Here is a 12,073-nt window from a genome sequence, read left to right as displayed (position 1 = left end):
CCGGAATCGCCTGACGGTGACCGTCAGAGCGATGAGGAGCCCTTGCGCAGCCACACGGTGTCAGCGAGCCAGACGGGCCCGAACCTCCATACCCAGCCGGGTGGAATAGCCGACGGACCGGCTGGCGATGTTGCCGGAAGCATCGATGACAAAATAGGTCGGAAAAGCGCCTATCCCCCAGCCAGCAATCGTGTCCGCTCCACCCAGCAGAACCGGAGCGGCCAGATCCGTGTCCTTCACGAATGCTTCGACCGCGGCCGGATCGGCATAGTCCAGCGCGACGGCAGTCGCCCAATCCAGGGTGCCGTCCGCCACCAGTTCATCGAGATTGCCAATGCTCGAGCGGCACACGCCGCACCATGGAGCGAAGAAATAGACCACGCCGGGACCACCCAAATGCACCGGCTGCCGTAAACCGGAACCGTCCAAAGCCGGCATCACGCCCGCCGGCGCCAGCTCCCCGATTGGCAGATCGCGGGTCTGCCAGGCGTGAATGGCGACGAACACCAGCAGCAGAACCGTGACGTCAAACGCCAGGGACAGCCAGAAGTGTGCGCGCAGTCTGGCCCACAGCTGAGCTGGCGAGAGCGGCATCATTCGCCCAAGGCCCCCACGGGTCGGCCAGGGGGAACGCTTGTCTTTCGGGTTGACGGGACCGCAACGCCAGGGGAAGTGCAGCCGTTTCGGAACGGGACAATTACGCAGCGTGAGCCGTCCAGCCCCGGGTGTCCGAACCCCTCGCGAACCGGATGCCTGTAACTTTCCATGGAGCAATCAGACCGCATTGTGGAGACCGGGTTCATTCCGGGTCCGGGGGGGGTCCCCACAGCAACTGATCCAGTGCGCCCACATAGCCGAAGCGGTCCAGGTCGATGCGATCGCCGTCGAAACGAACCCCTTCCCGTTCCAGCCGTTCACGCTGCTCGCGATGTCCGGAGCTGTCCGCCGGCAGCGAGATTCTGCCTTGTGCGTTGATGACCCGATGCCACGGCAGGGCCAGCTTCCGCGGCGCGCGCCGCATGGCCTGACTGACACGCCTGGCAGAACCACCGGGGCCGGCCAGGCGGGCTACTTCACCATAGGTCAGCACGTGGCCGCGCGGAATGCCGGCCACCACCTGCCAGACATTTTTCACCCAGGTTCCGAAATCATTTTCCCTGGTGGTTCGGCTATCGGACATGGTCGCAGCTTGAAACAATCTCTCGGCGCGTGGACAGGGACTCATTATGCACCGCAGGCCGGGGACGCGCCTGTACACGGAACGCGATACGTCAAAACCTTCTGTATCTTTCATCCGCCGCGACCCGGGGTTAGTATCCCTGCATATCCACCACGGGCGCATCCATGACCGATAAACCGGCACCCAAACCCGATACGCGTTTTCGTCGCCTAAAGGAAAAAGGCAGCCGGGACTTCCAACTCGCCTGCAGCATCGTCGACGAGGCCCGCATCGGCCATGTTGGCTTCGCGGACGAGGGCCAACCGTACGTGGTACCCATGGCCGTGGCCCGCGATCAGCATCAATTGCTGTTGCACGGCTCGGTCGCCAGCCGACTGATGCAACAGCTCGCCTCGGGCCTGCCCTGCTGCGTGACGATCACGCACCTGGATGGCCTGGTCCTGGCCCGTTCGGCTTTCAACTCGTCGATGCACTACCGCAGCCTGATGGTGTTTGGCCGGGCCAGTCCGGTGACGGATCCCGATGAAAAAGCCCGCTGCCTGGAGGTGCTCACCGACCATCTGCTGCCGGGACGCCGCGAGGAGCTGCGCGCCTCGACACCACAGGAAATCAATGCGACGCAGGTACTTGCGATACCGCTGGAGGTGTTCACGGTCAAAATCAGCGAAGGCCCGCCCGATGACCCCGCCCGGGATCTGGGCGCCGGAATCTGGGCGGGAGTGGTTCCATTGCGAACCGTAGCGGGTGAACCGATACGAGACCCGGAACTGGATTCCGCCATCCCGTTACCGGACTATCTGGGCGAGCTCTGACCAGCAAGGCGCGAGCCCTGCCTGCCGTGTCCGGGCGGTTTAACACCGTTCCCGCAAAGCCCGAGCCACGGCCTCCGGCGCCTCGATCTGCGGGTAATGACCCACACCGTCCAGGGCAAGCAGCCGGGTTTGAGGCCGGCGACGCACCAATCGCGCGGCGATCTCCGGCACCGCGATGGGATCACGGCTTCCCCATACCAGCCGCAGCGGACGGTCCAATCGCTCCAGCGGCCGGGTCCAGCGGCTGCCGCGGCGAACGCGTTCGCGCATGTACCCGGCAACACGGGCCAGTGTCCTTCGTCCCCGATGGTGCAACATCAGCGCCCACTGTTCACGGTAGTGGACGTCGTCAAACCGCTCCGGATCGGCATAAACCCGGGGGTATTGCGCACGAAACACCCGCCAACTGCTGAAGCGGGCGGTCAGCGACCCGATCACGGGCTGCCGCAACAGCCGCTGGGTCAGCAAGGGACGATGCAGGTCCATGTAGATGCCGCCATTGAGCAGGGTGACCGTCAACGGCTCGAACGGGTAGTCGCCCTGTTCACGGCGGTACAGCATTTCGCAGACGACACTGTTGCCCATGTCGTGGGACAGAATGTGAAACTGCTGGATATCCATGTGATGCAGCAGTGCTTCAACGGCATCGAGCTGAGTCAGCAGCGAATAGTCCCGGTCGACGGGTTTGTCGGAAAGACCGAACCCCGGCAGGTCGAATATCAGGATCCGGTAATTTGCTTGAATCAGGGGCAACAGCAGGTGCCAGTCCCAACTGCTGGTTGGAAAACCATGGAAACAGACCAGCCAGGGGCGCCCGGAATCCGGCCGGTCGACCAACGCGCGCGAGTCGTCAGCGCCCTCGTGACGATGATCTGTGTCCGCTTCGGCTACACCGGATAACCCGAGCTGATCGACACAGCGATACCATATCCGGATTCCGTCCACTCTGAAAAACCGGCCGGAAGCCTCCCAGGCGCACAGCCTGCCGGGCAGATCACTCACCCGCGAAAGGCTCGCCGGAACGGGACGCCTCCTGAGCGGCCGTCAGAATCCCCCGCAGTATGTTCATTTCGTTCTGATCCGGACGTGCACGGTTAAACAGCCGCCGCAGGCGCATCATCAGACGCTTGGGTTGGGCGGGGTTCAGGAAGCGCACGTCGAGCAGGGTTTGTTCCAGATGCTCGATAAACCGTCCCATCTGCACCGCGTCGACCGGTGTCCAGTCCAGCGGCTGTTCGGAATGCCCTCCCCCGCCCAGCGCAGCAAGGCGGAGTTCATAGGCCAGGATCTGCACGGCCTGGGACAGGTTGAGCGAACCGTACTCGGGATTCGACGGGATGTGCACCAGCCGATGGCACCGCTGCATTTCCTCGTTGGTCAGTCCGTAGCGCTCGCGCCCGAACAGCACGGCGATGTCGTATTCACCCGCCTCGGCCAGGGCATGACCCGCGGCCGCGCGCGCGTCGTGCTGGGGCATGGAAAGACTGCGCAGGCGCGCGCTGGTACCGAGCACGAGACCACAACCCTCAACGGCGCCATCCAGCGACTCATGCACGCGCGCATGCTGCAGCACATCGTCGGCGCCGGACGCCAGCGCGGTCGCATCCGCGTGGGGGAAATGCAAGGGAGTGACCAGGTGCAGCCGGGTCAGACCCATGACTTTCATGGCCCGCGCGGTGGCTCCGATGTTGCCGGGGTGCGTTGTGTTGATCAGCACCACACGCACTCTGGCCATACGCTCTGTCGCTTCTGCGGACAGCGTTTCGGCGCTTCTGGTATCCTCTCCGCCTTTCCCGCTCATCGACACCGAGTCATGACCCATTCTGTAATCAACGTCGCCGTTGGCGCGGCCAAGGCCGCCGGCGAAATGATGCGCCGCCAGTTCGACAAGGTTGGCAGCATACCCTTTCAACACAAGGCACGGCACGACTACGTCAGCGAAGTCGACCGTGCCTGCGAAGCCGAAATTGTACGGGAAATCCGCCGTTACTTCCCGGATCACGCATTTCTGTGCGAAGAGAGCGGCGAGTCGGGAGAAGGCGACATCGTGTGGGTGATCGACCCGCTGGATGGCACCAGTAACTACCTGCACGGATTACCCCACTTCGGCGTTTCCATCGCCCAGCAGGTCAAGGGGCGAACCGAACATGCCGTAGTCTACGATCCCATGCGCGACGAACTCTTCACGGCCAGCAGAGGCAACGGCGCCGTACTCAACAACCGGCGGATTCGTGTGTCGAACCGGAACGATCTCGACGGTGCGATTCTGGCGACCGCTTTTCCGTTCCGCCAGCGCTCCAAACTGCCGCGATATGGACGTGTGTTCCAGGCCGTGTTCGAGCAGGTCGAGGATTTTCGCCGTGCCGGAACGGCCTGCCTGGACCTTACCTGGGTCGCAGCGGGGAGACTGGACGGCTTCTTCGAAATCGGATTGCACCCATGGGATGTATGCGCAGGAGCCCTCATCGTTCGCGAGGCCGGTGGTGTCGTGATGGACTTTGACGGCAACGACGACGTCGAAAACGCCGGCACCTTGATCGCCGCACCCTACCGGGTAATGACTCCGCTCCGACAACTGATCCATTCCCGGTGGAAACAGCCTGACCGAACAGGATGATTTTGATCTTCCATTCACGGCTTTCACCCGCCTTTCATCCGGAAAATCAATCCGAATCAGTGATTCACCTGCTTTGAATTGTTGCGCCGTGCATTGCGCAGTTTATAATCATGCTGTGGTCGATGCTCCGCGCGCTTGTTCCGATCGTCTTACGGGCATGGCCGCCAGGACCACGGAATGCATCGGTGCGACTAGCAACCGGACTGGTCTTTAAACATTGCCCGACCTGTGAAGGAGTGAACAATGGCTACCAAGAAAGCAACCCGCAAGAAAGCAGCGGCCAAGAAGAAGGCTGCCGTGAAGAAGTCTCCGGCCAAAAAGGCCGCGACCCGCAAGACCGCAGCAAAGAAAGTCACCCGGAAGAAGACCACCAAGCGCGCAGCCGCCAGGAAGACCGCGGTGAAGAAGGCGCCGGCACGCAAGAAAGCAGCCGCCAAGAAAGCTGCAACCAAGAAAGCTGCCGCCCGCAAAACGGCGCGCAAGAAGGTGGTTCGGAAAAAAGCAGTGCGCAAGAAAGCAGCCCGGCGCGCGGCCGCGAAGAAGTCGCCGGTGAGAAAAGCTCCGGCACGCAAGGCAGCCAAGAAGAAGGCCGCCAAGAAAGTTGCGAAGAAGAAAGTCGCGCGGAAAAAGGTAGCGAAAAAGAAAGTCGCGAAGAAGAAAGTCGCGAAAAAGAAAGTTGCGAAGAAAAAAGTCGCAAAGAAAAAGGTAGCGAAAAAGGCTTCGCGCAAGAAAACCGCCAAGCGCGCGGCTACGCGGAAATCGCCTGCACGCAAGGCCGCCAGCAAGAAAGTAGCGAAGAAGGCCGGCAAGAAGAAGGCCACGCGGAAGAAAGCTGCACGCAAGAAGTCCGCAAAGAAGAAATAATCCCGGTCAGAATGACCACCCCGCCCGGCCCAGGCCTGGCGGGGTTTTTTTATACCCGCCGATAACCCAGCGGCTCCAGTTCCTTTTCGATATCTTCCAGCGAGGGAAGCACACGCTGGATCAGTGCTTCGTTCCGGCGCCACTTTTCCTGATCGGGCCGCGTCTGCGTCATCCGGGACAGGGGAAGGGGTTCTCCCAGATGCCGTTCGAATCGTTCGTCCATTTCCAGCTCTGCGAATTCGCACAGCCGTTCGACGGTGGTTTGCGTCGCACCGGTCAGTGATTCGTAACTCACGCTGATCCAGCGGTCTTTCTCAATTCGCGACAGGTCAGCGAGTATGGTTCGGTTCGCCGCCGCCCACTGGAATGCACAAATCTCCTCCAGTGGCCGACCGTTCGTCGTCTGCCATCCCGGCGGCAGCAGCAGGGACCACGGTGGGCCGTCCCAGCCACCGAGTCTCGGATAGGTGACCCAGCGCCCGGACCGCCACGCTTCGATCATACTGCTGAGGTTCGCCCGCACGTCGCGGAACAGGAAAATGTAACGGGCTCCGGGAAAAACACTGTCGAGAAACGGCTGCCGCAGCGCATTTTTGGGCGTCTTCTCCACGAAACGCAACCGTTCCCTGTCCCGGTGATGAAAAAATTCCCGCCCATCACGATCCCGCAGAAAACGGGCGAACCGCCGTCGCAGCATCGTTACGATTCGCGGCCTCGCATGCCGGGCATCGAGGCGATTGTCGGTCACTTTTCCGGCATTGGGATTCAACGCCGGCAGGCTTTCGATGATGTGGTGACTCTCAGCGCCAATGGTCCACACATCCGGCGACTGGGACAGGGTCTCGAACAGCAGTGTGCTACCGGAACGCGGCGCCGCCAGGATGATCACCGGCCGGTCGAAGAGTCGGTCGAAATCGGGCAATGAGCCGGGCGGCGTGTTCATGTCCGGATCAGCCCCCGAACTGGATCTCGTTCATTCCCGGCAAGGGCCGATGTACGCAGGCGACCAGAACACGAGACAGCATCACCTTCTGGGCAACGCGTTCATTGCTGGCGAGAACCAGCGGTTTGCGCATCGCGACCAACTCACGCAGCAACGCGTCGCGGCGCTGTTCATATTGCGGCCAGGCCTCGCGCGCGTCCCCGAAGCGGGCCCACAGGGCCGTCCAGTCCTGGCAGAAGGCGCGCACCGCCCGCACGAACGATCGCACCTGAATCGGGGGATTTTGATCACCCGAAGCCTCGAGGTCGCGGATGAGGTCTTCAGTCAGGTTGTTCGCTTCCGACGGGTGCATCACATCGGGCGTATTCACCTGCTCCAGCAGCAATTCCGGCAGGCTCGAATCGTCAAACGGAACCTGGCGCATCGCGGGTGCTTCGGAACCCGGCTGATCTGCTGCAAGTACGTCGTCGACCAGGTTCCAGAACGACGAAGACCCCAGGGTGTCCGCCACCAGGTGCACCCGGAGCCCGGATGTTGGATTGACCACGCGGTGCACTTTCCAGTTGTCGAAAATCCACGCTTCTCCGGCAGCCATGTGGATAGCCTGATCGTGGCAATGAAACCGCACGTCCGGCCAGGTCACGATGGGCACGTGAATTCGCACCCGGCTGAACCAGTGGTAATTGATGTCGCAGTGCAACGGAACCTCGGAACCACCGGCAAGCCCCATCAGCCGGGAGCGCCCGAATACCACACCGAAGCTGGCCAGCATCTGGCGCAGATAGGGCGAACGCTTCAACCAGGGAGTCTCGGCCATGGGGCCGGCGAAAAAGTCGTTCGCCTCGCCATTCACCGAGACCAGGGGCACCGCGGAGTTGCCCGAATAATTCAGGGGATGGGCCTGCCAGGCCTGCGCGGGCAGATCGGCGACTTCCGCAGCCATGCGTTCGGCGTCGAAAGTAAGCGGCAGGCGGATGAATTCGCGGGGCAGTTTCATGATCCGGGGCCGGAGAACGGCATTGGAGTCATTCTACCCGAGAGCCACGGACCGGGCGTCAGGATTCCGGCCCGGTCCGTGTGGGATTGCGCGGCGGCGGTCAGGGCCGGCTGTCGACTGCGTTGGCCCCTTCCTTTTCGACTTCGAGCAGGTCGTACTTGCTGACCCCCAGGAAAAGCAGGCTGGTCGAGGCCACGTAGATGGACGAGTAGGTACCGATGACAACGCCGACGATCAGGGTATAGGCGAATGCGTGAATGATCTGGCCACCGAAGATGAACAGGGCGATCAACACCAACAGGGTGGTCAGCGAGGTCATGATCGTGCGCGACAGCACCTCGTTGATCGACGCGTTGATCACATCCCTCGGCAACGACTTGCGCATGCGCGGGAAGTTCTCACGAATCCTGTCGAACAACACGATGGTGTCGTTCAGCGAGTAACCGATAACCGCCAGCAGCGCCGCCACCACCGTCAAATCGAATTCGATCTGGAGCAGCGAAAGCAAGCCCATGCTGATGAGGATGTCGTGCACCACGGCCACGACGGCACCTACCGAGAAGCGCCACTGGAACCGGAACATCACGTAGATGAAGATGCCGATCAGGGCATAAACCACGGCCAGAATACCCTGCTCCGTCAAATCCTGGCCGACCTGCGGCCCGACGAATTCAACGCGGCGCATTTCAACGGTGCCCTCCACATTCTGCTGCAGCGCCGCCAGAACCTCGGTTGAAAGTTCTGCATTGCTTTCTTCAGTGGAGCCGGCGGAGTCTTCGCTGTCGGTGTCGCGCGGGGGGATGCGAACGACAATGTCCGTGGCAGCCCCGAAAGTCTGCACCACCGCGTCGCCGAACCCCTGGCTTTCCAGATTGTCGCGAACATCGGCAATGCGAGGCGCTTTGGGATAACTGACCTCGATCAGGGTACCGCCGGTGAAGTCGAGACCGAAATTCAGCCCGCGTGTGGCAAGCGAACCGATACTGAGCACGATCAGCGCGGCCGACACGATGACCGCGGCTGAACTGAACTTCAGAAAATCGTAACGGGTTTTCTCTTTGAGAAGTTTCATTCTGGACCTCAGATCGCCAGCTTGGCGATACGTTTACGCCCGCCGTATATCAGGTTGACCACCGCACGGGTACCCATGATGGCCGTGAACATCGACGTCAGGATGCCGAGCGACAGGGTGACCGCAAAGCCCTTGATTGGTCCGGTACCGAACAGGAACAACACGAAGGCGGCGATCAAAGTGGTGATGTTGGCATCCGCGATGGTCGAGAAAGCCTTGTCGTAACCCGCCCGGATACTGGCCTGAGGCGTGTTGCCGTTGCGAATCTCTTCGCGGATGCGCTCGTAGATCAAGACGTTGGCGTCGACAGCCATGCCCACGGTCAGAACGATACCCGCGATACCCGGCATGGTCAGCGTCGCACCCAGCATGGACAGCAGTGCAACAATCAGTACCAGGTTGGTGAACAGGGCCAGATCGGCCACCAGGCCGAACACCCGGTAGTAAAGCGACATCAGAACCAATACCAGGATGAAGCCGATCATGACCGACTTGAAGCCCTGGGCGACGTTGTCCGCGCCCAGGCTCGGGCCCACCGTGCGTTCCTCGACGATCTCCATCGGGGCGGCGAGCGCGCCGGCCCGCAGCAGCAACGCCAGTTGGCTGGCCTCGTCCATCGAGTCGAGCCCGGTGGTCTGAAACCGCTTGCCGAAAGGCTCACGCACAACGGCCACGCTGATGACTTCCTCGGTGCGGCGACCACCCGGCTTCTGCTCGATGTACACCACCGCCATGCGGTTCCCCACGTTGTCGCGGGTGAAATCCAGCATGCGCTTGGCACCCACACCATCCAGGGTGACGCTGACCTGCGGTTCGCCGGTCTGCTGGTCGAATCCGGAAGAAGCCCCGATGAGTTGATCACCGGAAACGATAAGCCGCTTCTTGAGTAGCACCGGCTGCCCGGTGTTGTCGTAATACAGGCGGGATTCCGGCGGCACACGCCCCGACTGTGCGGCCGTGAAGGGATCGTTCTGCTCGTCCACGGCACGGTATTCCAGGGTGGCGGTGGCACCGATGATTTTCTTCGCTTGCACCGTATCCTGTACGCCCGGAAGCTGCACAACGACCCGGTCCGCGCCCTGTTGCTGAATCACGGGCTCGGCCACGCCGAGTTCATTTACCCGGTTGCGCAGGGTGGTGATGTTCTGGCGCAAAGCCGTTTGCTGCAGGTCGAGCAGCTGCTGTTCCTGAACTTTCGCCGAGATGCCGAAGTATTCACCCGTCTCGGTTTCGTCCAGGTCCAGGCCCTGCAGGCTCTGGTCGGCCCGGATAATGCTCAGCGCCCGATCGCGGTCCTCCGCGGAACGCAGCAGGGCCAGTAATCCCTGGCCTTCACGACGAACCGAGACGTAACGGATGCTCTCGTCACGCAGCGCAACACGAATGTCGTCCACGAAACGGTCGAGCTGCTGCCCCCGTGCGGTATCCATGTCCACCTGCATCAGAAAGTGAACACCGCCCTGCAGGTCCAGACCGAGGGTCATCGGCTTGCCGCCGAGCGCGCGCAGCCAGTCCGGCGTCGCATGGGCCAGGTTGAGCGCCACGATGTACTGTTCTCCGAGCTTGGCCTTCACCACATCAGCCGCCAGCAATTGATCCTCGGCGGAACTGAAACGGTACAGAAGACGGTTGCCCGCCTGCTCGCGGCTCTTGTAGGAGATTTTCTCGACCACCAGGGCATCATCGATGGTCGTCGTGAGATCCAGCGGCAGCGCGAAGCCGCGCGCGGAGGTAACCTGCAACGCCGGATCTTCGCCGTAGAGATTGGGCAGCGCGTAAATCGCGCCGCACAACAATACGGCAAGAATAAGGGCGTACTTCCAGGCGGGGTATTGATTCATTTTCTGGCCTCGGGAAGCAGAATGGGGCCGGCCGGTCGACTCAGGCCGATTTGATCGTGCCCTTGGGCATGACGCTGGCGACTGCGTGTTTCTGCAGTTTGACGCTGACATTGTCAGCCAGTTCGACGGTGACGAACGATTCGCCCACGTTGGTGATCCGTCCCAGCATTCCGCCGTTGGTCACCACCTCGTCGCCGTTGGACAGATTGGCCACCAGTTGACGATGCTCCTTGGCGCGCTTGGTTTGCGGGCGAATGAGCAGGAAATAGAACACCACGAAGATGATGATCAGGGGAAGGAACGAGAGCAGTCCGCCCTCCGCTCCGCCGCTCGGCGCCTGTGCGTACGCGCTGGAAATGAAGAAATCCATGAAAAACCTCTACTTGGCGTTATGGTGCGGATATGGGGGCCGTTTGGGTCAATTCAATCGACGGCTCACCCCTTCGGCTACGACCGGCCCGCAGGTAAGCCGGGCATTATAAATCAATCGCGGGTAGCCGCCTATGCCCCGTGGATTCGTTCGGACCCGCCCCCGCCCCGTCAGGCACCGCATCCGGTCGATTGGCGCCTTCTCGAGCACGAAACCGCACACGCCGCACGGTGCCGAAACCGCGTGGGCACCGGCGAAAGCACCACCTATTCCGGCCCCATTGCCTGTTTGTCCAGGAATCCCCGCCGGAATTCGTCAAACGTCCCCGCTTCAACGGACGCACGGATGCCGCGCATGAGTTCCTGATAAAAATAAAGATTGTGCAAGGTCATCAGCCGGGCGCCGAGGATCTCGTTGCAGCGTTCCAGGTGCTTCAGGTAGGCCCGTGAGTAAAGCCGGCAGGTCTCGCAGCCACACTCCGGATCGAGCGGCCGGGTATCCGACCCGTAACGGGCGTTTCGAATCTTGATCACGCCCCGGCTGGTGAACAGGTAGCCGTTACGCGCATTGCGGGTCGGCATCACGCAATCGAACATGTCGATACCACGCTGCACCCCGGCCAGGATGTCCTCGGGCCGCCCCACCCCCATCAGATACCGGGGCCGGTGTTCCGGCAACTCAGGCGTGGTGCATTCCAGCACCCGGTCGCGGTCCGCCTCAGGTTCGCCCACCGACAGGCCTCCGATGGCATACCCGTCGAAACCAATTTCCTGCAATCCCCGGGCGGAAACCCGGCGCAGATTCTCGTACATGCCACCCTGCACGATACCGAACAGCGCCGAAGGATTGCCTTCATGCGCACGCCGCGACCGTTCGGCCCAGCGAAGCGAGAGCTCCATCGACGAACGGGCCTGGGATTCAGTGGCCGGATACGGGGTGCATTCATCCAGCACCATGACGATGTCGGAGCCCAGCGCGCGCTGCACGGCCATCGATTCTTCAGGCCCCAGGAACACCCGCGATCCGTCCACCGGCGAGGCGAAGGTCACACCCTGTTCCGTGATCTTGCGGCGCTCGGCCAGGCTCCACACCTGAAACCCGCCGGAGTCGGTCAGGATGGGACGGTCCCAACACATGAAATCGTGCAGATCACCATGTGCCCGGATAATGTCGACCCCGGGGCGCAACATCAGGTGGAAGGTATTGCCGAGAATGATATCGGCACCGGTACCACGTACCTCGGCCGGCGTCATGGCCTTGACCGTGCCGTAGGTGCCCACCGGCATGAAGGCCGGTGTCTCGACACTGCCGCGCTCGAATTCCAGGCGACCGCGCCGCGCCGGGCCATCGGTTTGGATCAACTGAAAATTCATGGCA

General features: G+C 61.8%; 13 protein-coding genes. 3 read left to right on the top strand and 10 right to left on the bottom strand.

What is annotated here, in order from left to right:
* Positions 1–60: 60 nt before the first annotated feature.
* A complete protein-coding gene (locus tag V3330_RS13090) occupies positions 61–597 on the bottom strand; it encodes a TlpA family protein disulfide reductase (protein WP_354695877.1) in 537 nt (178 codons plus the stop codon).
* A gap of 202 nt (positions 598–799) precedes the next feature.
* A complete protein-coding gene (locus tag V3330_RS13085; RefSeq protein WP_354695876.1) occupies positions 800–1,180 on the bottom strand; it encodes an MGMT family protein in 381 nt (126 codons plus the stop codon).
* A 164-nt stretch (positions 1,181–1,344) separates the two neighbouring features.
* Here V3330_RS13085 and V3330_RS13080 point away from each other — a divergent pair, with 164 nt between their 5' ends.
* Positions 1,345–1,992: a pyridoxamine 5'-phosphate oxidase family protein gene (locus V3330_RS13080; protein WP_354695875.1), complete on the top strand. Its 648-nt coding sequence runs from the start codon at positions 1,345–1,347 to the stop codon at positions 1,990–1,992.
* A 39-nt stretch (positions 1,993–2,031) separates the two neighbouring features.
* On the opposite strand, the gene V3330_RS13075 is transcribed toward V3330_RS13080, so the two are convergent.
* Both V3330_RS13075 and V3330_RS13070 read right to left on the bottom strand, forming a co-directional pair.
* Positions 2,032–2,994, bottom strand: coding sequence for an alpha/beta fold hydrolase (locus tag V3330_RS13075; protein ID WP_354695874.1), 963 nt, complete (start codon positions 2,992–2,994; stop codon positions 2,032–2,034).
* The gene (locus V3330_RS13070) at positions 2,987–3,727 is read right to left on the bottom strand and encodes an RNA methyltransferase (protein ID WP_354695873.1); all 741 of its coding nucleotides are present in this window, start codon (positions 3,725–3,727) and stop codon (positions 2,987–2,989) included. Before V3330_RS13070 ends, V3330_RS13075 begins: the two co-directional genes overlap by 8 nt.
* A 78-nt stretch (positions 3,728–3,805) precedes the next feature.
* Here V3330_RS13070 and V3330_RS13065 point away from each other — a divergent pair, with 78 nt between their 5' ends.
* Positions 3,806–4,609, top strand: coding sequence for an inositol monophosphatase family protein (locus V3330_RS13065; protein WP_354695872.1), 804 nt, complete (start codon positions 3,806–3,808; stop codon positions 4,607–4,609).
* A gap of 243 nt (positions 4,610–4,852) precedes the next feature.
* A complete protein-coding gene (locus V3330_RS13060; RefSeq protein ID WP_354695943.1) occupies positions 4,853–5,473 on the top strand; it encodes a hypothetical protein in 621 nt (206 codons plus the stop codon).
* A 49-nt stretch (positions 5,474–5,522) separates the two neighbouring features.
* On the opposite strand, the gene V3330_RS13055 is transcribed toward V3330_RS13060, so the two are convergent.
* From V3330_RS13055 to tgt, 6 genes are all read right to left on the bottom strand, one after another.
* On the bottom strand, positions 5,523–6,416 hold the full coding sequence (locus V3330_RS13055; RefSeq protein ID WP_354695871.1) for a sulfotransferase family protein: 894 nt from the start codon (positions 6,414–6,416) through the stop codon (positions 5,523–5,525).
* 7 nt (positions 6,417–6,423) lie between these two features.
* Positions 6,424–7,413: an aspartyl/asparaginyl beta-hydroxylase domain-containing protein gene (locus tag V3330_RS13050; RefSeq protein ID WP_354695870.1), complete on the bottom strand. Its 990-nt coding sequence runs from the start codon at positions 7,411–7,413 to the stop codon at positions 6,424–6,426.
* A gap of 100 nt (positions 7,414–7,513) precedes the next feature.
* On the bottom strand, positions 7,514–8,485 hold the full coding sequence (secF, locus tag V3330_RS13045; protein ID WP_354695869.1) for a protein translocase subunit SecF: 972 nt from the start codon (positions 8,483–8,485) through the stop codon (positions 7,514–7,516).
* An 8-nt stretch (positions 8,486–8,493) separates the two neighbouring features.
* A complete protein-coding gene (secD, locus tag V3330_RS13040) occupies positions 8,494–10,326 on the bottom strand; it encodes a protein translocase subunit SecD (protein WP_354695868.1) in 1,833 nt (610 codons plus the stop codon).
* Between the two features lie 40 nt (positions 10,327–10,366).
* Positions 10,367–10,696: a preprotein translocase subunit YajC gene (gene yajC, locus V3330_RS13035; RefSeq protein WP_354695867.1), complete on the bottom strand. Its 330-nt coding sequence runs from the start codon at positions 10,694–10,696 to the stop codon at positions 10,367–10,369.
* 266 nt (positions 10,697–10,962) lie between these two features.
* The gene (gene tgt / locus V3330_RS13030; RefSeq protein ID WP_354695866.1) at positions 10,963–12,069 is read right to left on the bottom strand and encodes a tRNA guanosine(34) transglycosylase Tgt; all 1,107 of its coding nucleotides are present in this window, start codon (positions 12,067–12,069) and stop codon (positions 10,963–10,965) included.
* Positions 12,070–12,073: the final 4 nt, after the last annotated feature.

Source organism: Elongatibacter sediminis, from assembly GCF_037892215.1.
Classification (GTDB): Bacteria; Pseudomonadota; Gammaproteobacteria; order Xanthomonadales; family SZUA-36; genus Elongatibacter; species Elongatibacter sediminis.
This window is presented reverse-complemented; position numbering and strand designations above follow the sequence as displayed.